The following is a 24,756-nucleotide window of genomic DNA, read 5'->3' as shown; positions in this document are numbered from 1 at the left end:
AGACTCGACTGCCCTTAATTTAATCAAACCTGTCCGAATAGACCTCTGATTCGGACTCGACTGGCCTTAATTTGATCAAACCTGTCTGAATAGACCTCTGATTCGGACTCGAATGCCCTTAATTTAATCAAACCTGTCCGAATAGACCCCTGATTCGGACTCGACTGCCCTTTTTGCCATCAAACCTGTCCGAATAGACCCCTGATTCGGACTCGACTGGCCTTAATTTGATTAAACCTGTCCGAATAGATCTCTGATTCGGACTCGAATCCCCTTAATTTGATTAAACCTGTCTGAATAGACGTCTGATTCGGACTCGACTGGCCTTAATTTGATCAAACCTGTCTGAATAGACGTCTGATTCGGACTCGACTGCCCTTTTTGCCATCAAACCTGTCCGAATAGACCCCTGATTCGGACTCGACTGGCCTTAATTTGATTAAACCTGTCCGAATAGATCTCTGATTCGGACTCGAATCCCCTTAATTTGATTAAACCTGTCTGAATAGACGTCTGATTCGGACCCGACTGGCCTTAATTTGATCAAACCTGTCTGAATAGACGTCTGATTCGGACTAGACTGCCCTTTTTGCCATCAAACCTGTCCGAATAGACGTCTGATTCGGACTAGAATGCCCTTTTTGCCATCAAACCTGTCCGAATAGACCCCTGATTCGGACTCGACTGCCCTTTTTGCCATCAAACCGGTACAAATAGACCCCTGATTCAGACTCGACTGCCCTTAATTTAATCAAACCTGTCCGAATTAGCTACTAATTTGAATTCGAGACCTCTGTTTTCACCAAAACTTCCCTTGAGTAGCCTCTAAGTGGAGCACAAATTATTACAGAAGTAACAAAGGTTACGAAATGAAAATTTATTTTTCAACAAAAAATATTTATTACATAAAAAAAGTTCCCGGCTGGACTGGGAACGTCATGGTTATAAATGATCTACCTCGGCTTGTTTACCCTTTATTATTTTTTCTTCATGGGCCGTAATTTCTTCATTGAATTTATCCCTTAGTACGCTTTTGTCTCCATACAGCAGCACCTTATCACCAGCCTGGAGTTCGGTATCCAGTCTTTCGGTACGGATTACAACACTGCCACGCTTAATAAACAGGACATTAATGTCATCTTCTTCATTAATTATTCCCCTTAAGGTAAGACCAATACTAGGGGAGGATTCGTGTATTGGAACCTCTACAAAATAGTTGTCTTCATTCGTTAAAAAAACATCGCGAATGGGCAAATCCTCGAGCTCATACTTCTTTTTCATTTCTCCTTTAAACTTTTTGGAAAGTTTATTTTGCAGCCCAGGAATTTTTAATACGGCTAAAAGGATAATAAGGAAAGCCGCACCGTAGGCAATTTCCAGTGTGAAAAAGTTTTTGGCCAATATATTACTGATCGATGATATAATGACGGCCAATGAAAACGCACCGAAAAGAATCAAAAATGCACTTAACTTTCTTCTGACAGGATGTGAAATGATCAATTCGGATTCTCCGGTAGTAAAACCAGTACCGGTAAGCATCGAAATAACCTGGAATCTTGAAATATGCTTTTCGAGCCCTGTAAGGGTAAAAAAAATAACATTGAGTTCAATGACGGCCAGAACGATAAAAATATAAATAACTATAAATAAATAATCCATTTGGATAAGCCTCCATCATCCCGGATACAAGAGGTATATGTAAAGTGAAAACGATAAAAGCCTAAAGGAAACGTGCTCCCTTAGGCATCCTGTTCATTCTTGTTATAATAATGCACACCATACATCGAGCCTTCACTAACCATTTTATTATCATCAATATCCATCGGGTCTGAAAGACCGGCTTTTTCAATCGGAAGCCCTTGTGTTGCTTTCGAAGGGATAACCTTGTTTTTTACTGTTTGAAGCATTCCTTGAAAGCTTTCTTTGTTTGGTTTGAACGCAACCCATAAAAGAGCCCCAATCCCTGCACCTGCGAGCACATATGAACCGACTGTACGAGAATTTTTCATGTTGAATCATCCTCCTTGATTAAAGTTGTTTATATCATCTTACTATTATATGTACCCAATTTTCTGGCATAAAAAACCCCTCTTCTTTATTTATCACCACATTACACAAAAAGGGCAGCCGGATGGCTGCCCACATATATTGCATTATTAATCTCTGCTTGAAATTATTCCGAAAATGCGCAGAAGGCTGATAAACAAGTTAAGAAAATCGAGGTATAGGCTCAATGCCATCAAAGGGACATCTTCAGCCCTTACACCGTAACGCTTCATACGATTGATATCGAATAGAACATACCCGCTGAAAACTAAAACCCCGATAAATGAGTACGCGAGCATACCTGTAGAGCTTAGAGGCCAGAAAATAGAGAAAATTGAGATCGCAATCAGGGCAAGCAGTGCTGCCAGCAGCATTCCGCCTAAAAAGGATAGATCTTTTTTTGTTTTAGAAGCATAAAGAGCCAGCCGGAAAAAACGGTTACTGTCGTTGCAAGCGCGAGAAAAACCGTATTCGCTCCAGCAGTTGCCATATAATGAGTAACAATTGGAAAGGTAGTTACTCCGGATAAGAATGTGAAAACATAAAGAAAGGTATAGGATATTGCCTTCCTGCGCCGTAGAAAGAACGCGAAAAGGAGCAATACGGTTTCAAGGATGGCCAGAGGTAAAAATAAACCTGCTGGAACCAATACTCCCGCCATTGTTCCAAGCAGGGCAACAGCAAGGGATAGGGCAAATGTCCTCATTACAGAAGGCATATATTGATTGGATGTTTGTGCATACATATAAATCTTCACCTCATTAAAGTTATCGAGCTCAGCAGCGGGCAAAACCGCCGGAAAACTGTGCTATTTTATTTATTCATACGGATAAGATGGACTAGAAGTTTCATTTTCTTTTCTTTCTTTTAATAAATCCCTGATTTCCATCAATAATTCCTCTTTTTTATCTATAATTACAGCTTTCTCTTTAACTTCTTCTTTTCTTTTAAAATGAGTAATGATTCTTACAAACATAAAAACAGAGAATGAAATAATAAAGAAGTCGACAACCGTCTGAATAAATAGGCCGTATTTTAATTCCTCACTCCCAACCTTTATCGAAAGACCGGTGAAATCGATTCCGCCCATTAATAGGCCAATCAGCGGCATCAGCATATCCTGGACCATAGAATTAACAATTTTTCCGAAAGCAGCGCCAATAATTACGCCCACGGCAAGGTCAATAACATTGCCCTTTATAGCGAATTTTTTAAATTCATTCAACATTATAAAATCCTCCTGGACTGAATAAACACAGCTTATCCTTAGGAGGAAATTGTAACCCCGATACAACTCTTTTTGCAAGTGCCTGCGAAAGAAGGAAATAACAAAATAATACCGGTTGACACTTATGTTCTTTTTCTCTATATTAACTATGTCAAGAAAAAACACTGTACCGCGTATACCGAAGAGGTTCATAGCAGATACCCTCTATAAAAAACTATGGAAATGGAGAATTCAGCCATATCCTTAGGATATGGCTTTTAATTTTGTACAGTTTACTATAAGGAGGCAATCAAAATGGCAGGTAGAACAGACGATGAATTGGAAGGTGTAACACTTCTAGGCAACCAGGGAACAAAATACTTATTTAATTATACTCCCGAGGTGTTAGAAGCATTCGATAATAAACATGCAAACCGTGATTACTTTGTAAAACTTAATTTCCCTGAATTTACGAGCCTGTGCCCGAAAACAGGGCAGCCTGATTTCGCTACGATTTATATCAGTTATATTCCAGGTGAGAAAATGGTGGAAAGCAAGTCACTTAAATTATATCTATTCAGCTTCAGGAATCATGGGGATTTCCATGAGGACTGCATGAATATCATCATGAATGATTTAATCAAGCTTATGGACCCAAGATATATTGAGGTTTGGGGGAAATTCACGCCAAGGGGCGGCATTTCCATTGATCCATATACAAACTATGGAAAGCCAGGCACCAAATACGAACAAATGGCTGAATACCGTTTAATGAACCACGATTTATATCCTGAAAAAATTGATAACCGCTAAGCACATATTACAAAAAAAGAGCAGCCTTCATATTGAGGGCTGCTCTTTTACGTTCATTTCGGATTGCTTGATTCATAGATGTCTAGGAAATCAGTTTCATTTTCAACGCCTTAACAGCTGCATCAGTTCGGTTTTTGGCATCGAGTTTTTGGATGATTGCGGATACATAATCCCGTACGGTGTAGCTGCTTAAATGAAGGCGGTCAGCAGCTTCATTTATTGAGGCGCCTTCAGCTATCAATTTCAGAACCTCTTTTTCCCGCTCGGATAGGATGCTCTTTTGTTTCCTGAACTGTTGCAGAGCCTCATTCCAGAAGGGATAAAGCAATTCACCGGCATAATGGCCCAATTTGATCAACGCTGTAAGCGTCTGATGGCTGACGCCAAACTCGGAGGCTTCTCCCTTGTCTAAAAGAGCCAATCCTATCAATTGATTTTTTGCAGGAACAAAAAGTGGAACAATAACTAAAGATTTCAAACGGTGCTCATGTATATATTTTTCAGGAAGAATCTCGGCAGCATTTGATACATACAGTGGCTGGGCGTGTGTTAAAGTTTCCAGATGATTTTTTAATATCGGCAGGTGCATTCCGTCTTCATTAACATAGCATCCCTTTCTTTTCGTGTCATCCGGGGCATAAAGGTAGAGCGAGCAGCGTTTAAACGGCATATAGTCAACCAGTCCGTCGCTTATAGCCTGTATGGCAGTTTCTGCGGTATTTGCCCCCATAAGCCGTTGAAGGAAAAGAAGCGCTGCATCCTTCCATTCGATTTTTGATTCAAGATGGTGTAGCTTTTGCTGACGAAGATACATTTTTCTCACAAACTCGATTTGCTGCTCCGAAATATCCTCCCTTAATTCATCCGTACAAATCAACAGTGAATCAGTCAAACAGGGGATATGGATTACCTCCTGATGATTTTCTTCAGAGCGACTCAGCAATCTGCTTACGGCAAGCGAGAGAACGTTTATCTCATCCGCTTTTAAACTCGAACACATGTCGACCAATTGCTGTGATGCTTGATGTTCTCCGGAACAAACCACCTTCTCGATTTTTACATCTCTATTTTCCTTTTTCACCACTGCCAGCCATTTCATTGGAAAAATATTCGAAGCGATAATCATTCTTGCCCATTTTTCTGTCCGATCTTCCGTTTCCTGCTCCAGCAGGGAATGATCAAGTATTTTTGAAAAAAAAGATTGGATAGCTTGGTGCTGTAAAAAATCAGAATTAGATTTATCTGATAGGCATTTATGAAAGAGGTTTTCAATTAAAGTTACGAGGAAGACAGCATTAAAATCATCGTAGTCCTCTGAGAAGCGCATCCTCCATTCTGCCATTAGGGAGAGTATAAATGAATCGGCATTTTCCAGCCGTTTCTTTGAAAGCAGCTGAAAGCTAAAGCGCAGCATGTAGTTCATCTCTTCTATAAAAGGATAATGGCGTCTTTTCAATGTGGAGTAGATCGTTTCCCAATCTTTAATAAACGGCTTTTCACATTCTCCTAACAGCTCCAGCCCAGTCAATACGAGATTTTCCACTTTTCGTTCCATCGTTAAGCCTCCATTACCAGGTACTTTTAAAAAAAATTCGTCTGCCTATAATTTGATTTGAGTGTCAATGGTTTAATACCCGACATTTAACGGGGGTCAAACTAAATTCACGATATTTTCCGTAGTAGTAGTTTCAAAAGAAGCGGGGTAAGGTAAAGGAAGGATGAATTTTCTTAAAATTTAAAAAATAGGAGGGCGTTTATGGAAAGTACGGTTCAGCTAGTTGAGGGTTCTACGAATAAAAAAGTTTTCTGGACATCTATGGCTACCGGGGTACTGCTGCTAGGTCTGCTTTTAGTATCATTTGGTTTATCTGGTGTGGCATATGCTGTTCCGATTGCCGGTGTAGGTGACTTCTATGTAAAGTTTGATAAATTGCAAGGGACTGGATATAAATTTTATCCGAAGATGGGAGAAACGAGCAGTGAGACATCGGCGCCTCAAGGCACGAACCTAATCGATAATCTTACGATTGATAATTTGCAATTATATAAGGATTTTAAAGTAGGAGGACAGTGGATTCGAGTTAAAATTGTGGCTTCAAAGCCCGTACAGATTTCAGGTTTGCAGCAGGATGCGGGACTGATAAAGGCCAATGCAAAATTCCAGAACCTAACCGTACAGGAAAAGAAAAGCGATGACTGGACAAAGCAGTTCCAGCAAACATCCTCGAATATTATTTTGGAAAATGCGAGTCTGAAAACGCACTATCTTTTCCAAAAAACAATTAGTATGAACGGCATGAGGCTTACTGTTGAAAGAATAAAGAAGTAGGGAAAAAAGGGGTGGTATACATGGAAAAGAAAAAATGGAGAAAAAGCCTGCCATCTGGGGTGCGGCCATCACCATAATTAGTGGCCTGATGATTTTATGGGTTCCCCTTAACCTCTATTTAAGTACATTTTTACCAGGTTCAATTGCTGTTATCGGCCTCCTTTTTGGCGGCTTGATAACATTAATAGGGATAATGGCTCTGTTTTTTCCAGGCTCTGCAAAAATGCTCGGGATTTTCACCATTTTCCTGTCCATATTATCTGTTATTGGAGCACTTGGCGGCTTTTTATTTGGGACAATCTTTGGAATTATTGGCGGATCACTTTTAATTGCCTGGCGGATCGTTCCAGCTGTGGAGTCTGTCAAGGAGAAGGCGTCGCCCAGGATGGTTGATAAAACTGTCCATACAGGTTAAAAAGGGGGTAGATATATGGGGTTGAATCTCTTCACAAACAGGATATTTATGTTTGGTGTATGTTTGCAGCTGGTCCTCCTGACTACTTTTTCACTTGGTGTGTCTGCAGAAACATCCGATAAAAACGCAGACGGTTTTATCATTGAAGCAGACAGGGTTGCCGGTACTGGCATGAATGCTTCTCTTATCATGCAGGAGACATCAGCTTCCAGCGGAGAACCGATGCTGCGTATTCAGTACAAATCTGCTACTATTTATGGAATGAAATTAACGAAGAGGCTTCAAACTCCTAATGGCACTGTAAGTGTAACACTAAAGGCGAGTGGGCCAGTTGAGGTCAAAGGCATGACGGTTGATACATCTGCGATTACCTTTCAGGGAGCTTGTTTAAATGCCGGCACCCTTATTCCGGAAGCGGAGATGGAAAAGGTAGTGATGGTAGTGCACTATATGAATGCGGAGGACAGCAATATTGACCACCTAGCTTTAAACATAATATCAGGCAGTGCAGGGCCAGATAAGCCTGGGACGATAAAGGTCTTGAAAGAAATGGGACTGCTGCCGATCAGGCAGGCAGAAAAAGAGATTGATAGGATTACGAGCGGGCATTTGCCGTTAACCTGTGATCAGGCTAGCGATCAATCAGGCCTTGTTAATAAACCGATTGGGGATGAATTAACGCAGGCTGGAGAGAAGCTGACAGACGTGGCAAAACCAGTTGAGGAAATAACACAGCCGGTTAAGGATACAGTAGGAAAAGTTACTCAAACGCTTGAACCGATTACTGAACCCCTCAAGGACACGGTAGGGAAAATGACAAAACCGCTTAACGAAACTGTCGGCAAGATTACAAAACCTCTAAAACCAGTTTTAAAGCCTGTCGATGAGACGATTAGAAAAGTGGCAAAGCCGCTCGAGCCGATAACGAAAACGGCAGGTAATACAGTTGGCAAGGTGTTGAGTCCTGTCAAGGGTGCTGTTCAGCCTGTGGTTGAACCGGTAAAACAAACAGCTGCACAGCCACTGGAGATAGCTTGCGGAAAAATTGATGAAGGAAACGGGCAGATTACAAAAGAAACCGCCCTCGTGATAATCGATGAAGCATTAAAAAATAAACAGCCATTGAACCAACTATGTAATAACGATAAAACAGCCAGTTTTTTACAAAAGTGGGAGGACGGTTTGCTAAATGTGCAAGGAGGACTTCTTGATCTGTTTGGACAAAAGAGCGGAGACGATCCTATGAAGGAGCTAGAGGCGGCTCGTGAAAAAATACTAAAAGAACCAGACGGATCAGTTATTTTTGGACCATAGAAAAAGCAGGAAATCGCTGATTTCCTGCTTTTTTGTTCTTAATCAAACGTTTGATTAGTTTTTAAACAAACGTTTGATTAGTTTTTTTCTTAATTAAAACGCCCAATTTCCATTGCGGAAGATGGCTTCAGTTTTTCCGTCTGCTGTGACGCCTTCGATATTCATTTCTGCTGAACCAATCATAAAATCAACATGGGTGATACTTTCATTCAACCCGTTTTTCTCAAGCTCTTCTGAGGACATTTTCTTGCCGCCTTCGATACAGAATGCATAGGCACTTCCAATCGCAAGATGGTTTGATGCATTCTCATCAAACAATGTATTAAAGAAAAGGGTGTTTGATTGTGAAATAGGTGAGTTGAAAGGAACTAGTGCCACTTCACCAAGATAATGCGAACCTTCATCGGTGTCTACAAGGCGTTTCAGGATATCTTCGCCTTCTTCTGCCTTAACATCGACAATTCGGCCGTTTTCAAAGGTTAATGAGAAACGGTCTATAATATTTCCACCATAGCTCAGCGGCTTTGTGCTTGAAACAACTCCGTTGACACCAGTTTTTAAAGGAACAGTAAAGACTTCTTCAGTAGGCATATTGGCCATGAATTCCTTGCCATTCTCATTAATGCTGCCAGCCCCAATCCAGATATGCCCTTCAGGAAGCTCGATAGACAAGTCGGTACCCGGCGCTTTATATACAAGTTTATGGTAGCGCTTATCGTTTAAATAATTGGCTTTTTCATGAAGTGTTTCATCGTGCTTCTTCCAGGCATCAACTGGATTCTCATTGTCTACACGAGTTGCTTTAAAGATGGCATCCCACAGCTTTCCGACCTGTTCTTCTGCAGGAGCTTCAGGAAATACTTTTGCAGCCCAAGCAGCAGACGGAGCAGCAATTACTGTCCAGCTGACCTTATCGGATTGTATGTATTTACGATATTTTGACAAAGCTTTGCCCGCTGCTTTTTGGAAGCTTGATATTCTTTCAGGATTAACACCTTTTAACAAATCAGGGCTGGAAGAAACAATTGACATGAAGGCTGCCCCATTTTCCGCAAGATCTTCCGTTTCCTTCGCACGCCATACTGGATACTCATTAAATGCTTCGTCTGGAGCAAGGTCATATTTTGTTTTTGAAACAATATCGTCATTCCAGTTAACTACGACATTCCCAGCTCCGGCCTCATATGCCTTCTTTACCACAACGCGGACAAACTCGGCCGCATCTAGAGTTGTATTTACTACTAATGTCTGGCCTTGCTGGATATTTACGCCGACTTTCACAGCCAATTCAGCGTATTTTTCTAAGTTACTTTGAAATTCAGTCATCATATAATCTCCTTTTTCAGAATCTTCATATACATTTTAACTTTTTTAATGGGAAAAAGAAACAAAAAGGGGTATGAACATACAAGCTTTGCTCAATCATATTATTCTATAAACCCATAAAAAATAACCTGACTTTATTACTCGACGATAAGAGGAATATTCGTTATAATCATTATCGACACATGTGTCAGATTGAAAGGGACAACAGGGGGAATTGGAATGAGATATCATATTTTATTATTAAGAACCGCTGCCATTTACGCATTAATAGGTGCATTTATGGGTTCACATATTGCGGGGCCGGGGATTATGTCCTCAGGCCGATCCATGCGCATATTCTTGTGGTTGGCTGGCTGAGTTTATTTGCATTTTCTGTCTACTACCGCCTATATCAGGTACCGCAAAGCTCAAAGCTTGCATTCTTTCAAGTTTGGTCGTCGATTATCGGGTCAATTGGATTAACAATCGGCATGTGGCTGTATAATGTCCATCCTTTTGGTCTGCCAAAGGTTTTTGACATGGTCTTTTTTATTGTTGGTGGTTCCATTCTGCTCATCAGCTTTATTTTATTTGTGCTTATGACCTTTAAATATACGGAAAATAATAAAGCAGTATAAAAACAAAAGGCGCAAGCGCCCTGGTTAGCCCCGACAGGCATAAGACGAATCACGCAGTCATCCTCGGAAAAGCTATCGCTTTTCCTTCGTGCGATGCGGATGCTGCCGAAGCGTTCCTTGTCCTGATTTCTGGAGTGATTTGGCTTATGACCCCGAGCTGCTCCAAGCATCACCTAAAGGTCATGCTTGAATCAAGATATTCAATGGAGTTATTCAAAGGTGAAAAGTGGCTGGGTGCTCCTCGAAAAAGCTATCGCATTTTCTTCGTGTGAAGCATATGCTGCCGAAGCTTTCCTTGTGGAGCTAGATTAATACAATTTGTAGAAGGTTTCTACATCATTTAACTTGATAATTTCTAGACGACACAAAAGGGGCTATTCCAGCCCCTTTTCCTGTTTCTGTTTTTCAAAAATAACAAACATTAGCCAATACAGCACGGCACTAAATAATGAAAGCAGGGAGAGGGCAATAAATGTCCACTTATAGCCCATCCAGATAGTCATCGGGATGGATAGCGGGGCAATCGTCCTGCCGATTGTATATCTAAGACTGGCAGCGGCAAAATATTGTCCCCTCATATGTTCAGGTGCAAGCATCGATACAAAGCTTTGCTGCAGACCTGCTGTCATCAGCTCTCCAAACGTGAAAAGAGCCATAGCTAAAATAAATCCCCAAATCCACTGTGTTTGACCAAAGTATAAAATAGCGGCTGCATATACGATTGAAGCAATCACAAACACATCCCGTTCTTTAAACTTCAGCATCCACTTAGTGACAAAAACCGTTAGCAATGCTACTAAAAGCCCGTTTTCAGAAAGGATAAGTCCAAATGCCTGCTCACCTTTAACTGTGAATGACCAGCTCCCAATGGAAAGGAGTGTTTGACTCTTCATCACATCCTTGATATAAACAGGGATCAATAAATCGAGCTGCATAAACGTCTGGGCAGCTAACACACCAGCAAGGATAAAGAAAAGAAAGGTTTTATCCTTAACAATAACGGTGTAGTCTCTCATTTGGTTTTGCAAAAAATAATACCACTTTCCGTTGTGCTTCAGATCTTCTTTTATTGCTGGAGCAGTTTCGCGCGTCCATTTAGTGAGAATAAACCCCAAGAGTAGGCATACTGCACCAGCTGTGAGCATTACCTGAAATGGATACCTGACATAAAAAATGGCACCCAGAATCGGTCCAGCGACGACGGCAATATTTATGGAAGTATAAAAAATGGCAAAAACCGAGCTTCGGTCTTTTTCTTCCACGACATCAGCGACCATCGCCTGGCTTGCCGGCCAATAGATGGCACCGAAGACTCCGGCAACAGCGAAGCACACAAAACTCAGCCAGGGAGAGTGAAGCCAGGGTGAATTGGCAAAGCCAAACAACATAAACGCCAGCCCCTGCCCAATCGCCGAAAGAACCATCATCCGTTTTCTCCCATACCTGTCAGCACAATAGCCACCCATCAGATTGGCAAAGACCGAAAATACCTGTGAAAAAATAAGCAGCAGGCCACTTACTTTTTCCAAACTCATCAGCAAAATAAATCGTCAAAAAGGGGAAAAACATCCAAAATGTAATATTCATTAACGCTTCGCCAAACAGGCGAACCTTAAGATTTGAATCCCAATCTTTAATCCTCATAAAATTCCTCGTTTAAAACTTATTCTTCCTTATTCAAAGCTTGTTTCAGCAGGTCACCTAGGCTGGTGCCGAAATCTTCTTTTTGTGTATATTTTTGAACGAGCTTCCGTTCTTCCCGCTTATTGACGGCTTTTTTCTTTTCCTCTGCCTTTTCGACAACATTGCAGCGGCGGCATTGGAAGTAGACGCCAGCTTTGCCTTCATGAAGCTCCATCTTTTTGTGGCATTGCGGACAGCGGCGGTTCGATAGCTTTGGATCCTTCCGCTTGCGATATGAACACTCCAGATTGGAACAGACAAGGATTTTTCCTTCTTTTGTATTTCTTTCTTTTAAAAATGCGTCGCACTCAGGACATTTGGAGCCAGTCAAATTATGCGCCCTGTACGATTTGTCGCTTGCTTTCACCTCGGAAACAAGCTGTTCCGTCTGGCGGCGGATTTTTTGAGAAAAGGCTTTAGGATCGGCCTTTCCCTTTGAAATCAGTTCCAGTTCCTTTTCCCATTCTGCAGTCAGTTCAGGTGATTTCAATTCATCGTTTACAAGCTCAATTAGCTGCTTGCCTTTTTTCGTTGGATAAAAACGTCCGTTTTGGCGTTCAACCACTTCCGTTTCTACAAGGCGCTCAATAATTTCCGCACGCGTAGCCGGTGTGCCGAGTCCGAATTTCTCCATCTGTCCAAGAATGTCGGCTTCCGAATAGCGTAAAGGCGGTTCGGTCCACTTTTGCTGAAGTGAAGTATTTTTAATAGTAAAGGACTGGCCTTGAGTCAGCTGTTGCACAGCTTGCTTTAAAGGGGGTGCATCTTCCTTGCCTAAAACCTTCTTAAAGCCAGGATTAATTACAAGTGTTTCATTCGCCTTCAAGGTTTCTCCTTCTGCTTTAAAAACGGTCTGAATGGTTTCGTATTCATAGGCTGGAAAGAAGAGTGCAAGAAACCTTCTCGCAATCAGGTCATAAAGCTTTCTTTCATCATTATCAAGGCTGCTAAGGACCAGTCTTTCTTCTGTCGGAATAATGGCATGGTGATCAGTGACCTTTTCGTTATTAAAAACACGCTTTCCAATCACTTTTCCCTTGTTTGCAAGCAAAGGGCGAACTTCATCATTGTAGCCGGAACTCATTCCATGAAGGCGGTCTACCATGGTGGCCTCCATATCGGTAGTCAAATACCGGGAATCTGTTCTTGGGTAGGTGACGAGTTTGTATTGCTCATACAGGCGCTGAAGCACATTTGAGGTTTTCTTGGCAGAAAAACCAAATCGTTTATTGGCATCCCGTTGCAATTCCGTAAGGTCATATGGCAGTGGCTGTGGTTCATTTTTTCGCTTCCGCTCGATTTTTTCAATGACAGCCTTAGCATCATTTATTTTCTTCTCAATGTTCTCCGCGGTTTCTTTTTCAAAAATTCGTTTTTCATTATTTTTCTCCCATTCTGCTGTGAATGGGCCAATATCTGCTTTAATTGTCCAGTATTCCTTTGGAACAAACTTTTGGATTTGCTGTTCTCGTTCCAGCACCATGGCAAGTGAAGGAGTTTGAACGCGGCCAGCAGAAAGAGGATCCTTATATTTAGTCGTTAATGCCCTCGTGATATTGAGGCCAATGAGCCAATCCGCTTCAGCACGGCATACGGCAGAGTGGTATAGGTCATCAAATTGCTTTCCTGGTTTAAGCTGCCTGAACCCGTCCTTAATGGCCAGGTCTGTTTGTGAAGATATCCAAAGCCTTTTAATCGGCTTGTTCCAGCGGACTTTTTCCAGAATCCATCTTGCGACAAGCTCACCTTCACGACCTGCGTCAGTTGCGATGATGCACTCTTTAACATCTTTCCGTTTTGCCAGATTTTCAATGGCCCGGTACTGATGGCTTGTCTGCTTGATGACGTTCAAGCCCATTTTTGGAGGGATGATCGGTAAATCCTCAAGATTCCATGTTTTGTATTTATTATCGTAGTGTTCGGGCATTTTTAATTCGATCAAATCGCCAAGTGCCCATGTCACAATGTATTGGTCGCCTTCGATATAGCTTTTATTTGATTGTTTGCATCCAAGCACACGGCCAATTCCCGAGCCACGCTTGGTTTTTCTGCAAGTACAAGAGATTTCATATATGCTCCTTTCATTGAGGCAAGTTTAACCTTTTTACAGTATAACGGAAATCACAGTTTTTTTGTAATAGCGCCCCATGGGAAAACGCATTGACAAAATGATTAGGAAATACATACAATAAAGATAGATAATTATTTGTAAATTTAGAAAAATGTTTCGAGTGAAAAAGGGATGATGGACTATGTACGTTCAATCACGGGTGTTTTTTATAAAAGAGGCTGGGATTCAAATCGGAGAATGATTTGAATCCCAGCCTCTTTCTTTATTTAACTAATGCGTTAGAGGTGAGAAATATGGTTGTGCTAACAGGTCAAACGTTAAATCTTGAACAGGTAAAAGAGGTAATTTTTCATAATAAAAAAATACATGCTTCCCTTGAAAGTATGGAAGCTGTGCAAAGGAGCAGGGAGGCAGTTGAGCGGATAGTTGCCGAGAAAAAAGTCGTTTACGGCATCAATACTGGCTTTGGAAAATTCAGCGATGTCCTGATTGATGCGGAGCACGTCAGAGACCTTCAACTGAATTTAATTCGTTCCCATGCCTGCGGAGTTGGAGAACCCTTTCCGGAGTGTGTTTCAAAGGCAATGCTCCTCCTAAGGGCAAACGCACTTTTAAAAGGGTATTCAGGGGTCCGGACGGTAATAATCGAGCGGCTGGTGGAGCTCACGAATAAAAATATTATCCCGGTCATTCCGCAGCAAGGTTCTCTTGGAGCAAGCGGTGACCTGGCACCGCTTTCCCATCTTGCCCTCGTGCTGATTGGGGAAGGGGAAGTATTTTATAAAGGAAAAAGAATGGACACAAAGGATGCTTTCCAGGAGGAGGGAATCTTCCCGATTATACTGGAAGCAAAGGAAGGACTGGCATTGATAAATGGAACGCAGGCAATGACAGCGATGGGAGTCATTGCTTATCTCGAGGCAGAGCAGCTCGCTAAACAGAGCGAGCTGATTGCCTCGATGACGATTGAAGGGTTAAATGGAATTATTGATGCCTTTGCGGAAGAAATTCATATCGCAAGGGGATACAGACAGCAAATTGAGACGGCTGCTCGAATACGTGGATATTTAAGCGATAGCAAGTTAACGACCAGGCAGGGAGAAATAAGAGTTCAGGATGCTTATTCTTTAAGGTGTATTCCCCAGGTACACGGGGCTTCCTGGCAGGCTCTTGATTATGTAAAAGAAAAGCTGGAGATTGAAATAAATGCAGCGACCGATAATCCGCTTATTTTTGATAATGGAGAACAGGTTATTTCAGGCGGGAATTTCCATGGACAGCCAATCGCTTTTGCGATGGATTTTATGAAAATAGCGGTCGCAGAGCTCGCAAATATTTCCGAGAGGCGAGTTGAAAGGTTGGTCAATCCGCAATTAAACGATCTGCCTCCATTTCTTAGCCCGGAACCGGGATTACAGTCTGGAGCGATGATTATGCAATATGCAGCAGCAGCTCTCGTTTCAGAAAACAAAACGCTTGCCCATCCGGCGAGTGTCGACTCTATCCCTTCATCCGCAAATCAGGAAGACCATGTCAGCATGGGAACGATTGCGGCAAGACATGTATATCAAATCATCCAGAATACGAGGAATGTACTTGCCATTGAGCTCATATGTGCCATGCAGGCTCTTGAATACAGGGGGATTGAAAAAGCAGCTTCTCAGACAAAATACTTCTATGAGCAGGGAAGAAATATCGTACCAACAATTAGCCAGGACCGGATATTCTCCCACGATATCCAGGCATCTTCTGACTGGTTGAAAACGATGGATTGGACTGCTCACACTAGTCCATTAACAAAGATTGACCAGTAAAAATGAGGCGTGAATTTTCACGCCTCTTCTTCCTCTACCCTATTTTTAAATGCTTCCTGGGTAACGATTAATTCCTCATCCTCAATCCGTTCCTTCGTATGTTTTTCTGCTATGCTGTTTTCCGGAAAGTTACCGGGATGATTCTTCTTTTTATGGTTAAAGTGTTCGCCACGTGCCAACAGTAGCCCTCCTTTCGTCTTCTCCTGTAGCATTCCCATTTCCATTTGAAATATGATGGTTCAATTGAGATTAGCCTGCATATTTATATATTGAAAAAGCAGGAGGGGGGAGATTTAATGTCAAGCGATTTATATGCAAGTGGTCTGGCGGGAGGCCCATCATTCTATATGGCTACGCGCGATGATCAGGCACCGCTTTTTACAGCTGATGCAATCATAGATAGTCAGGTTAAAAAAATAAGCCTCGCAGATTTTAAAGGAAAATGGATACTGTTATTCTTTTATCCAAGTGATTTTACTTTTGTTTGACCGACAGAGCTGGCGGCGGTCGCCGCTGTTCATAACAGGCTGAAGGCATTAAATACCGAAGTGCTTGCAATAAGTACAGACAGTGTTTATTCACATAAAGTTTTTCTTGAAACATCCCCATCGTTAAAAAATGTTACTTATCCGCTTCTGAGTGACAGAAATCATGAAATCAGCAGGGCATATCGAGTATTGGATGAGCATTCAGGAGCTCCATACAGGGCTTCCTTCTTTATTAATCCCGACATGATAATAGAAGCGAAATTCATTTATCCTCGTGAGGTAGGGAGAAATCTTGAAGAACATGTGAGATTGCTTGAAGGCCTGCAGTATGCAAAGAAAACCGGTGAAGGAGTGCCTGCAAATTGGATGCCGGGAAAGCCAGGAATGAAACGCGACCCTAAAATGATAGGGAAAATTTAAAATCAATGGGACTTTTCCAACGGGAAGAGGCAGCTTTGTTTTTGGGGGGATTCTCAAAATTTGTAAGCTGGAAACCAACTGGTATAATAGATTATGCCTAGAATCTACAGTGATTACCTGAAAAACTGGAGGAGGGATTTTGGATGGATTTTTCGTTTATTGCTTCCGAGGATAGAATTAGAAGAGCATATGAAGATGGTGAATTTAATGAACTTCCCGGGTTAGGTAAACCAATGAAGTTGGAGGACTTATCAGCAATACCGGAAGAATTGCGTATGGCATATAAAATGCTGAAAAATGCAGGATATGCCCAGGAAGAAAGCCAGCTAAGAAAAGAAATGATGTCAATAGAAGATTTAATAAGGAAATGTGAGGACCCTGACGAAAAGCAAGGTCTCCAAAGAAAATTAAACCAAAAACTACACCGTTTTAACGGAATGATGGCAAAAAAGGGCGTCCAGACAAACTCCTCGATATTTAAAAACTACGAACAAAAGATATACACGAAAATGGATTTATAAAAAAGGAAGAGCCGAAATAATCGATGATTATTTCGGCTCTTCCTTTTTTACCCCTTAAATGATTTGGAACAATTTTTCTCCAAAAATATCTTCAAAGTAATTTAAATTCAAAGAAACCCTTAAAAAATTAGGAAATCTGTCGAAATAAAAAGAAAGAGATTAAAGTAGCCCAGCATATTTAAGGCAGAATGAGACAGGTGACGTAAAAATGGATAAAACATCATTAATAGGAATAATACTTGCAATAATCGCAGTAGGCGTTGGGATGGTTTATAAAGGCGTAAGTCCGATAGCGTTGGCCAATCCTGCAGCGCTTTTGATTATTATATTAGGTACGATTTCTGCGGTGGTTATCGCTTTTCCAACGAATGAAATTAAGCGCGTTCCTAAATTATTTGGCGTTATTTTCAAAGAACAGAAATTGCTTAATCACTCCGACCTGATCAGAATGTTTTCAGAATGGGCACAGCTTGCCCGTAAAGAAGGTTTGCTGGCCCTCGAAGCAAAAACAGGTGAGATTGATGATCCTTTCCTAAGAAATGGATTATCTCTGGCTGTGGACGGACAAAGTGCCGATTACATACGTGACGTGCTTTCTGAGGAAATTGAAGCAATGGAAGAACGGCATTTATCAGGGGCAGGCATCTTCACACAGGCAGGTACTTATGCTCCAACTCTTGGTGTTCTTGGAGCAGTATTGGGCTTAATCGCTGCATTAACTCATATGGATGATCAACAGGCACTGGGCCATGCCATTTCTGCAGCTTTTGTTGCCACCCTGCTTGGGATCTTTACAGGTTACGTTTTATGGCATCCATTCGCCAATAAACTTAAGCGAAAATCGCATCAGGAAGCGAAACAGAAGGAAATGATGGTGGAAGGGATATTATCTATCCTGGAAGGAGAAGCACCGAGAGTCATCGAACAAAAGCTTGCATCCTATTTGCCTGCAGGGGAGCGGAGGAAATTCCTCGAAGAAAGCGTTGTGAAAAAAGATGAGTAGAAGAAGGAAGAAAAAGCATCATGAGGACCATATGGATGAATCATGGCTCATTCCTTACGCCGACTTACTTACGCTTCTATTAGCCCTTTTTATCGTTCTTTTTGCGATGAGCTCTGTAGATGCTCAGAAATTTCAGCTTATGTCAAAAGCATTCAATGAAATGTTTACTGGAGGGACAGGTTTGCTCGACTTCCAAAGCCCGGAAAGCGATGGATCGATGGATGTCCCTAACCTCAAGAAGCAGGGGGAACAAAGACTTCTAAAAAGCAAGAAAGTGATTCTGCCTTGCAAAAAAAGGACCGGGAAGAATTGAAGGCTTTGCAGGAGAAAGTGAATAGTTACATTCAGCAGAAGAAAATGACAACTAAGCTGCAAACCTCACTGACTGATGAGGGCCTGCTAATTTCGATAAGAGATAACGTTCTCTTTAATTCGGGGAGTGCGGAAATTAGGCCGAAGATATAAAGACAGCTTCAGAAATAGCCGATTTATTAATCATGGATCCCCCAAGGAATATCATTATCAGCGGCAATACCGATAATGTTCCGATTCGGAACTCAAGGTACGAATCAAACTGGGAATTGAGTGTGATGCGGGCCGTTAATTTCATGAAAATTATCCTGGATAATGACAAATTGGATCCAAGGTGGTTCAGTGCAAAGGGCTTCGGCGAGTTCCAGCCGTTGGCTTCAAACAATGATCCAAATGGGAGAGCCAAAAACAGGCGTGTTGAAATTCTAATTCTGCCTCGCAGCGGAAGCTAAGTCCTTTATTAGGATTTAGCTTTTTTTGTTTTCATTCGACAATTTTCTCAAATTAAAGGGTTTATGGGTGTTTTAAGAGAAATAGTATGTGTTTGAGAAAGCGTTTGCGCAAGTGATGCTTGCGAGACGGGAGATGAAGTAAGAGATGAATATGAGCAGGCATAAAGCTTTACTTTCAGACATCCTTAGAGAAAATCCACAGCTTTCAGAGATTGAAATTTCAGAAATAACAGGTTTAACCTTTAATGAAATTCAGGATTGCCTTTTGTCAATGGCACAGTCTGCAAAACAGGCTTGTCTTCCCAAAACTCCACAGGTCCTATGTATAGGGGGAGCTAATGTTGACCGGAAAATTCAGGCTGTCCAAACACTTATATACGGTAGCTCCAACCCTGCTAGGAGCAGTATCTCCTGTGGGGGAGTAGCGCGTAACGTGGCAGAGAATCTTGGCAGGCTCGGCTGCAGTCCTTCCCTTCTGTCTTTTATTGGGAATGACGCGGAAGGGCAATGGCTAATCGGCAAGACGAAGGAATTTGTCAATATTCACTCAGTAGGAGTAGTCGATGGAAAATCGACTGGCACATACACAGCGATTCTTGATCTGGATGGGGAAATGGCTGTCGCCCTGGCGGATATGGAAATTTACGATGATGTAGATATTGACTTGCTTCAAAGTAAGTGGGCAGCCGATTTTCGCACAGATTTAATTGTAATAGACACAAATTTTCCTGCAGATGTTTTAGAAAAAATTATAAATCGGCCAATGAAACAGGTACTCCTCTTTGCATTGCACCTGTATCCGCTCCGAAAATTAGGAAACTACCTGCATCTCTCAATGGTGTGGCTTGGCTGATTGCCAACCAGTCAGAAGCAGAGGCTCTATCGGGATCCAAAATCAAATCAGAGGGCGACTTTTTCAAAGTGGCCAAGAAAATATTAGAAAAGGGCGTAGAACGGGTCGTTATTACCAGGGGTGATAAAGGCTTAATCTATTTTACAAAAAGTGGGGAGGCAGGGGTGCTGCTTCCTCCGGTTATACCGGTGCTGGATGTTACAGGCGCAGGGGATGCCCTTATTGCCGGGATTTTATATGCTTTTCTAAAAGGGCTTGATATCGAAAGTTGTTGTAAAATTGGCACCGCCTGTTCAATTATTACACTGCAGTCATATGAAACAGTTAATCCGGCTTTAAATTCACAGGAACTTCAGGAGACATTTAGAAAATACTTCAGTAAGGGAGTAACTCAACATTGATTGAAAACTACATTACTTATTCAGATGAAGTTAAAGATGCAAAACTGGCGGGTAAACCGATTGTGGCCCTGGAATCTACGATTATTTCCCATGGGATGCCATATCCGCAAAATGTCCAGATGGCTAAGGAAGTAGAAGAAATTATTCGTACAAATGGTGCTGTTCCAGCGACGATTGCTATTTTAGAAGGAAAAATCAAAATAGGATTATCAGAAGAAGAATTAGAATATCTCGCAACAAGCAGGGAAATTGAGAAGGCCAGCAGAAGGGATATCCCTTATTTAGCGGCAAAAAAGAAGAATGGTGCAACAACAGTAGCTGCCACTATGATTTGTGCCCAACTAGCAGGAATTGAAGTATTTGTTACAGGGGGAATTGGTGGTGTGCACCGAGAAGCTGAAACAACGATGGATATATCTGCTGATTTGCAGGAGCTTGCCAAAACAAATGTCGCGGTAGTTTGTGCTGGTGCCAAATCTATTTTAGATATAGGCCTGACAATGGAATATTTAGAAACCCATGGTGTTCCTGTTGTAGGTTACCAAACCGACCTGTTGCCTGCATTTTATACACGGACAAGCCCATATGGGGTAAATTTCCGTTTAGATTCGGCTGAGGAAGCCGCAGATTTTATCCGTGTAAAATGGGAACTCGGCCTTAAAGGAGGCCTTGTCATTGCCAATCCCATTCCAGAGGAGGATGCAATGGAAGAATCCTTTATAAATGAAATCATCGGGACCGCATTAAAGGAAGCCAAACAAAAACAAATTACGGGTAAAAAGGTTACTCCGTTTTTATTAGGAAGAGTAAAGGAATTAACAGAAGGAAAAAGCCTTGTGGCAAATATTTCACTCGTTAAAAACAATGCAAGAGTTGGAGCAGCAATTGCTGTCCATTTAACTAAATGAACTGAAACTCCCATCAAAGGGAGTTTTTGTTTTTTTAATTAGTTTTTTAAAATTCAGAAAATTCATAGAAACAATTCGACCATTAACACCCTTAATTTACAAAAGCAAAGGCAATATGTTGATAATATGGATTGATTTGCCTGATAACGGGGAGTTTGTGCCTAAATACTGAGGAATATTGGAAGAAAATGTACTTAATTAACTAGTTTTCAATGACAAAAAACAACAACCTACTGAAAATGGACTAGATATAATGAACATACAAATAATTCTTAGGATGTAAGGTTTCAGGAAATCAACTATATTCAGGCACAGAAAAAGGCAAACCTGTTGAAAAATAGGGACGCAAAGCTTCAGATCTAAGGCAGGAAATACTGTTAAGATGGCTGAGCTGCCTGGAATACGAAAAGTATTTTAGGGGTGAGATAAGTGGTCGTATCGGAAATGACTGTAGAAGGTTTAGATGAAGAATGGATGTCACTAATTTTAGAAGCGAAAAGAATGGGCATCGAAATGGAATTGATAAGAGAATTTCTCAATCAAGATAAAAATTAACAGACAGAAAACCCTTATTCAAATATTTACATAATAAATATTTCATCAAATAAAAATGAGGCATGCTTAAATAGCAGGCCTCATTTATTTGATTGATCGATACGCCACTTATTAAATTCAAGGAATTCACGGAATTGGTCTTTTGAAACACCAGAGCCCATTGCTTCCTTTACTAGCTTCATCCATTCGGAATCTAGCTCGTCCGCATTCGTTTGTTCATGTATTAAATGGTCAACTGGAACATTCAGTACAGCAGAAATCTTTTCCAAAAATTGAATGGACGGGTTTCGTTGAAGATTTCTTTCCAAAGAACTTATATAAGATTTCGCGACGCCAGCCTGCTCTGCAAGCTCTGAAATCGACATTCTTTTTTCTAAGCGGAGTTTTTTAACTCTATCTCCAATCATGGTATCTCACGCACCTTATATTTCTGTATATAGATATCATATCAAATCAGTACAAAAAGTTCCATATTAAGAACGAATTAATTTAATAAGCTGTATTCTGTTTATTTTAGGCCACAATGGGAAAAAACAAAATGGGAAAAATAAAAAGGAGCTGAGAAAACATGGGGAAAAAAATCGCTTGTTTAATAACATCACATTTCGAGGATTCAGAATACTCGGATCCTGCAAAAGCATTTGAGGAAGCCGGGCATCAAGTAATTACCATTGAAAAGGAGGCGGGAAAAACCGTAAAAGGCAAACAGGGTGAAGTGACAGTACAAATTGATAAAAGTATTGATGATGTGGAGCCGAATGAATTTGACGCTCTGTTCCTGCCAGGGGGATTTTCTCCTGATATATTAAGGGCGGATGACCGTTTTGTGACATTTGCGAAATCCTTCATGGATGAAAAAAAACTTGTATTTGCAATTTGCCACGGCCCTCAATTATTGATATCGGCGAAAACTCTGGATGGCCGCCATGTTACGGGATATAAATCGATTAAAGTCGATCTTGAAAATGCAGGTGCCAAGTATTCTGATGAAGAAGTAGTCGTTTGCGGCAATCAGTTGGTAACCAGCAGAGATCCTGGTGATATCCCAGCATTTAACCGTGAATCATTGAAATTGCTGCAATAGTTAAGATAACGGAATCCCTTCTAAACGGAGGGATTTTTTTTGTCTTTAAGGAAGTTATAACATTAAAGTTGTGGATAACTTCTACCAAGTTATATTAATCTAGCTTCAGCGCCCAGCCAGTTTTCACCTTTGAATAGCTCCATTGAATATCTTGCTCCAAGCATGACCTTTAGGTGATGCTTGGAGCAGCTCGGGGTCATAAGCCAAATCACTCCAGAAATCAGGACAAGGAAAACATCGGCAGCATCCGCATCGCACGAAGGAAAAGCGATAGCTTTTCCGAGGATGAGTGCGTGATTCGTCTTATGCCTGTCGGGGCTGACCACTAAGGAAGGCTTCTAGGAGAATAAGGTTCGCAGGAACAAGCTGGTTTTGGCTTGTTCCGAGGGCGCTTGCGCCTTTTGTTCTAAATAAGGGCTTTGAAAAAATTCGGATCAAGGGCTAATATTAAAGAGGTGTTCCATACAATATAGATAAGTACATAGGATTTACGAGGAGGCGGGAAAAGGATGATTGTCTTAAAATCACAGCGGGAAATAGAATTAATGAAAAAATCTGGGGAAGTTCTGGCAGCCTGCCATCGTGAAATAGCAGGAATGATTAAGCCTGGAGTTACTACATGGGAAATAGAGGAGTTTGTGGACCGTTTTCTTAAAAAGCACGGAGCTACACCGGAGCAAAAGGGCTATAAAGGATATAAATATGCCACTTGTGCTAGCATAAACGATGAGATTTGCCATGGTTTTCCACGGAAGGAGCCTTTGAAGGAAGGCGATATTGTCACTATTGATATGGTAGTTAATTTAAACGGGGCATTGGCTGATTCGGCATGGACATATCCAGTTGGAGCCGTTTCAAAACAGACTGGCCATTTGCTCAAAGTAACGAAGGAAGCTCTATATAGGGGTATTAAAGCATCTCTTGAAGGAAACCGTGTGGGAGATATCGGGCATGCTATTCAATCTTATGTTGAGGGTGAAGGGCTATCAGTAGTCCGCGATTTCATTGGCCACGGCATTGGTGCGGTCATCCATGAAAAGCCTGAAGTTCCCCATTACGGTCTTCCGGGAAAGGGCAAGACTGAAAGAGGGAATGGTGTTTACCATTGAACCGATGGTGAATATCGGAATGTACCAGACAAAGATGGATAACAATGGATGGACGGCGAGGACAATTGACGGAAAATATTCTGCTCAATATGAGCATACCATTGCCATCACCAAGAATGGGCCGATTATTCTAACCGACCAGGATTAAATGCCAAAACCCGCTGCATTAAAAGGCAGCGGGTTTTGGGGCAGAAAACATAGTTATTAATATTTATTATTGTTTTCTAAGGTTGCCAAGTTCTTCTACAAGAGCCTGCATCTCACTTGGGCTAAAGGAGTTCTTACGCATCACCATTTCATAAATTTCTTTTAGTTCTTCATACATTTCTTCATCAAAATGGGATGGTTTAATGGCACCTAAGTTTAATACTTTTAATTTTTCTTTAATTTTTTCAATCATATATTCTACATTTTCAATCGATTGTTGTGTTAAATCCATAACTGACTTCCTTTCGGCCGTTTTCTCCCATCTTTCCATGTAGCGGTGTAAAAGTCAATAAAATACTGCAATATTTGAAAGGTTTGGCTAACAAACAAAGGGGGAAGGATTAGAAACATACGATTGCAATCATATCAGAGGGTACTAGATAAAGGAGAGATTTGAAATGTCAGGAATGAATAAGTTCTGGAAGGGAATTGCGTGGGGGGCTATTGCAGGAGGAACGTTAAGCTTATTAAATAAGGAAACACGCCAAGCTGTCACAGCAAGCTGCAAAACGGCCACAGGCAATATTTCTTATGTAATGAAAAACCCGGGAAAAATATCTGACCAGGTAAAAACAACTGCAAATAAACTTAGAATGGCAGTAGAAGATGTAACCGAGGATTTAACCTATATTGCTGATAAAGTTGAAGAATTGAGGAGTGTAACTCCACAGGTAACAGACATCCTAAAAGAAACGAAAGAAGCCTTCACTAAAAATGGAACAATGGATGCCAATAAAAACGAATTGGTTATAAAAAATGATTCATTAATTGAAATAGAACAAGAGGACAGCATAAAGATTTGAGGTGT

Annotated in this window: 25 protein-coding genes, 5 pseudogenes and 2 riboswitches; of the genes and pseudogenes, 18 read left to right on the top strand and 12 right to left on the bottom strand. The window is 41.2% G+C overall.

Annotated elements, in window-relative coordinates:
* Positions 1-942 precede the first annotated feature (942 nt).
* The 4 genes and pseudogenes from RCG23_RS08425 to mscL form a co-directional block, all read right to left on the bottom strand.
* Complete coding sequence (locus tag RCG23_RS08425) at positions 943-1,659, bottom strand: TrkA C-terminal domain-containing protein (RefSeq protein WP_308179334.1); 717 nt, start codon at positions 1,657-1,659, stop codon at positions 943-945.
* Between the two features lie 80 nt (positions 1,660-1,739).
* Positions 1,740-2,009, bottom strand: coding sequence for a hypothetical protein (locus tag RCG23_RS08420; RefSeq protein WP_308179333.1), 270 nt, complete (start codon positions 2,007-2,009; stop codon positions 1,740-1,742).
* A 147-nt stretch (positions 2,010-2,156) separates the two neighbouring features.
* Positions 2,157-2,791 (bottom strand): annotated as a pseudogene (locus RCG23_RS08415) (Bax inhibitor-1 family protein).
* Between the two features lie 72 nt (positions 2,792-2,863).
* Positions 2,864-3,274 (bottom strand): large-conductance mechanosensitive channel protein MscL, encoded by a 411-nt coding sequence (gene mscL, locus RCG23_RS08410; protein WP_308179332.1) that lies wholly within the window; start codon positions 3,272-3,274, stop codon positions 2,864-2,866.
* Positions 3,275-3,451: 177 nt separating this feature from the next.
* Positions 3,452-3,498, top strand: a riboswitch (PreQ1 riboswitch).
* A 70-nt stretch (positions 3,499-3,568) separates the two neighbouring features.
* Here mscL and queF point away from each other — a divergent pair.
* A complete protein-coding gene (queF, locus tag RCG23_RS08405) occupies positions 3,569-4,066 on the top strand; it encodes a preQ(1) synthase (RefSeq protein ID WP_308179331.1) in 498 nt (165 codons plus the stop codon).
* Between the two features lie 82 nt (positions 4,067-4,148).
* Here the strand turns inward: queF and RCG23_RS08400 are convergent, their stop codons facing one another.
* On the bottom strand, positions 4,149-5,621 hold the full coding sequence (locus RCG23_RS08400; RefSeq protein WP_308179330.1) for a helix-turn-helix transcriptional regulator: 1,473 nt from the start codon (positions 5,619-5,621) through the stop codon (positions 4,149-4,151).
* Between the two features lie 201 nt (positions 5,622-5,822).
* Here RCG23_RS08400 and RCG23_RS08395 point away from each other — a divergent pair, with 201 nt between their 5' ends.
* The 3 genes from RCG23_RS08395 to RCG23_RS08385 are packed head-to-tail and all read left to right on the top strand — an operon-like array spanning position 5,823 to position 8,124.
* Positions 5,823-6,395, top strand: coding sequence for a DUF6230 family protein (locus tag RCG23_RS08395; RefSeq protein ID WP_308179329.1), 573 nt, complete (start codon positions 5,823-5,825; stop codon positions 6,393-6,395).
* 34 nt (positions 6,396-6,429) lie between these two features.
* A complete protein-coding gene (locus RCG23_RS08390) occupies positions 6,430-6,810 on the top strand; it encodes a DUF6114 domain-containing protein (RefSeq protein ID WP_308179328.1) in 381 nt (126 codons plus the stop codon).
* Positions 6,811-6,825: 15 nt separating this feature from the next.
* The gene (locus RCG23_RS08385; protein ID WP_308179327.1) at positions 6,826-8,124 is read left to right on the top strand and encodes a hypothetical protein; all 1,299 of its coding nucleotides are present in this window, start codon (positions 6,826-6,828) and stop codon (positions 8,122-8,124) included.
* Between the two features lie 93 nt (positions 8,125-8,217).
* On the opposite strand, the gene RCG23_RS08380 is transcribed toward RCG23_RS08385, so the two are convergent.
* Positions 8,218-9,450: an aminopeptidase gene (locus RCG23_RS08380; RefSeq protein WP_308180008.1), complete on the bottom strand. Its 1,233-nt coding sequence runs from the start codon at positions 9,448-9,450 to the stop codon at positions 8,218-8,220.
* Between the two features lie 219 nt (positions 9,451-9,669).
* Here RCG23_RS08380 and RCG23_RS08375 point away from each other — a divergent pair, with 219 nt between their 5' ends.
* Both RCG23_RS08375 and RCG23_RS08370 read left to right on the top strand, forming a co-directional pair.
* Positions 9,670-9,807: a hypothetical protein gene (locus tag RCG23_RS08375; RefSeq protein ID WP_308179325.1), complete on the top strand. Its 138-nt coding sequence runs from the start codon at positions 9,670-9,672 to the stop codon at positions 9,805-9,807.
* Complete coding sequence (locus RCG23_RS08370) at positions 9,792-10,067, top strand: hypothetical protein (RefSeq protein WP_308179324.1); 276 nt, start codon at positions 9,792-9,794, stop codon at positions 10,065-10,067. The genes RCG23_RS08375 and RCG23_RS08370 overlap by 16 nt, the downstream gene beginning before the upstream one ends.
* Positions 10,068-10,441: 374 nt before the next feature.
* Here RCG23_RS08370 and RCG23_RS08365 read toward each other — a convergent pair.
* Together RCG23_RS08365 and RCG23_RS08360 are read right to left on the bottom strand one after the other, a co-directional pair.
* Positions 10,442-11,711, bottom strand: a pseudogene (locus tag RCG23_RS08365) (MDR family MFS transporter).
* A gap of 19 nt (positions 11,712-11,730) precedes the next feature.
* Positions 11,731-13,820 (bottom strand): annotated as a pseudogene (locus tag RCG23_RS08360) (DNA topoisomerase 3).
* A 294-nt stretch (positions 13,821-14,114) separates the two neighbouring features.
* Here RCG23_RS08360 and hutH point away from each other — a divergent pair.
* Positions 14,115-15,635: a histidine ammonia-lyase gene (gene hutH / locus RCG23_RS08355; protein WP_308179323.1), complete on the top strand. Its 1,521-nt coding sequence runs from the start codon at positions 14,115-14,117 to the stop codon at positions 15,633-15,635.
* 17 nt (positions 15,636-15,652) lie between these two features.
* On the opposite strand, the gene RCG23_RS08350 is transcribed toward hutH, so the two are convergent.
* Positions 15,653-15,814: a hypothetical protein gene (locus RCG23_RS08350; protein ID WP_308179322.1), complete on the bottom strand. Its 162-nt coding sequence runs from the start codon at positions 15,812-15,814 to the stop codon at positions 15,653-15,655.
* 168 nt (positions 15,815-15,982) lie between these two features.
* On the opposite strand from RCG23_RS08350, the gene RCG23_RS08345 reads away from it, so the two are divergent.
* The 8 genes and pseudogenes from RCG23_RS08345 to RCG23_RS08310 all read left to right on the top strand — a co-directional run bounded on the left by RCG23_RS08345 (position 15,983) and on the right by RCG23_RS08310 (position 21,548).
* A complete protein-coding gene (locus RCG23_RS08345) occupies positions 15,983-16,543 on the top strand; it encodes a peroxiredoxin (RefSeq protein ID WP_308180007.1) in 561 nt (186 codons plus the stop codon).
* Between the two features lie 143 nt (positions 16,544-16,686).
* Positions 16,687-17,064, top strand: a complete 378-nt coding sequence (locus tag RCG23_RS08340) for a DnaJ family domain-containing protein (RefSeq protein WP_308179321.1) — start codon at positions 16,687-16,689, stop codon at positions 17,062-17,064.
* Positions 17,065-17,272: 208 nt separating this feature from the next.
* Entirely contained in the window at positions 17,273-18,067 is a 795-nt protein-coding gene (gene motA, locus RCG23_RS08335; RefSeq protein WP_308179320.1) for a flagellar motor stator protein MotA, read from the top strand.
* A pseudogene (gene motB, locus RCG23_RS08330) lies at positions 18,060-18,831 on the top strand (flagellar motor protein MotB). The gene motA and the pseudogene motB overlap by 8 nt, the downstream one beginning before the upstream one ends.
* Before the next feature lie 151 nt (positions 18,832-18,982).
* Positions 18,983-19,684 carry a PfkB family carbohydrate kinase gene (locus RCG23_RS08325; RefSeq protein ID WP_308180006.1) on the top strand — a complete coding sequence of 234 codons (702 nt, stop codon included), beginning with the start codon at positions 18,983-18,985 and terminating at the stop codon, positions 19,682-19,684.
* Positions 19,618-20,085: a PfkB family carbohydrate kinase gene (locus tag RCG23_RS08320; protein ID WP_308180005.1), complete on the top strand. Its 468-nt coding sequence runs from the start codon at positions 19,618-19,620 to the stop codon at positions 20,083-20,085. Before RCG23_RS08325 ends, RCG23_RS08320 begins: the two co-directional genes overlap by 67 nt.
* Entirely contained in the window at positions 20,082-20,993 is a 912-nt protein-coding gene (locus RCG23_RS08315) for a pseudouridine-5'-phosphate glycosidase (RefSeq protein WP_374049818.1), read from the top strand. The genes RCG23_RS08320 and RCG23_RS08315 overlap by 4 nt, the downstream gene beginning before the upstream one ends.
* Before the next feature lie 310 nt (positions 20,994-21,303).
* Positions 21,304-21,392: riboswitch (cyclic di-GMP riboswitch) on the top strand.
* A 30-nt stretch (positions 21,393-21,422) separates the two neighbouring features.
* On the top strand, positions 21,423-21,548 hold the full coding sequence (locus RCG23_RS08310; RefSeq protein ID WP_308179319.1) for an anti-repressor SinI family protein: 126 nt from the start codon (positions 21,423-21,425) through the stop codon (positions 21,546-21,548).
* A gap of 80 nt (positions 21,549-21,628) precedes the next feature.
* On the opposite strand, the gene RCG23_RS08305 is transcribed toward RCG23_RS08310, so the two are convergent.
* Positions 21,629-21,955 (bottom strand): helix-turn-helix domain-containing protein, encoded by a 327-nt coding sequence (locus tag RCG23_RS08305; RefSeq protein ID WP_308179318.1) that lies wholly within the window; start codon positions 21,953-21,955, stop codon positions 21,629-21,631.
* Between the two features lie 161 nt (positions 21,956-22,116).
* On the opposite strand from RCG23_RS08305, the gene RCG23_RS08300 reads away from it, so the two are divergent.
* Positions 22,117-22,632: a type 1 glutamine amidotransferase domain-containing protein gene (locus RCG23_RS08300; RefSeq protein ID WP_308179317.1), complete on the top strand. Its 516-nt coding sequence runs from the start codon at positions 22,117-22,119 to the stop codon at positions 22,630-22,632.
* Between the two features lie 89 nt (positions 22,633-22,721).
* On the opposite strand, the gene RCG23_RS08295 is transcribed toward RCG23_RS08300, so the two are convergent.
* Positions 22,722-22,958, bottom strand: a complete 237-nt coding sequence (locus RCG23_RS08295) for a hypothetical protein (protein WP_308179316.1) — start codon at positions 22,956-22,958, stop codon at positions 22,722-22,724.
* Between the two features lie 183 nt (positions 22,959-23,141).
* Here RCG23_RS08295 and map point away from each other — a divergent pair.
* Positions 23,142-23,889 (top strand): annotated as a pseudogene (gene map / locus RCG23_RS08290) (type I methionyl aminopeptidase).
* Positions 23,890-23,955: 66 nt separating this feature from the next.
* Here map and RCG23_RS08285 read toward each other — a convergent pair.
* Positions 23,956-24,180 carry a DUF1128 domain-containing protein gene (locus RCG23_RS08285; RefSeq protein ID WP_308179315.1) on the bottom strand — a complete coding sequence of 75 codons (225 nt, stop codon included), beginning with the start codon at positions 24,178-24,180 and terminating at the stop codon, positions 23,956-23,958.
* Positions 24,181-24,346: 166 nt separating this feature from the next.
* Between RCG23_RS08285 and RCG23_RS08280 the strand changes: the two genes are divergently transcribed.
* Positions 24,347-24,751, top strand: coding sequence for a YtxH domain-containing protein (locus RCG23_RS08280; RefSeq protein ID WP_308179314.1), 405 nt, complete (start codon positions 24,347-24,349; stop codon positions 24,749-24,751).
* The last annotated feature ends 5 nt before the right edge of the window (positions 24,752-24,756 follow it).

The sequence above is a fragment of the Neobacillus sp. PS3-34 genome (genome assembly GCF_030915465.1).
Taxonomy (GTDB): domain Bacteria; phylum Bacillota; class Bacilli; order Bacillales; family Cytobacillaceae; genus Neobacillus_A.
The sequence above is the reverse complement of the archived record's forward strand: the minus strand, read 5'-3'. Positions and strand labels throughout refer to the sequence as shown.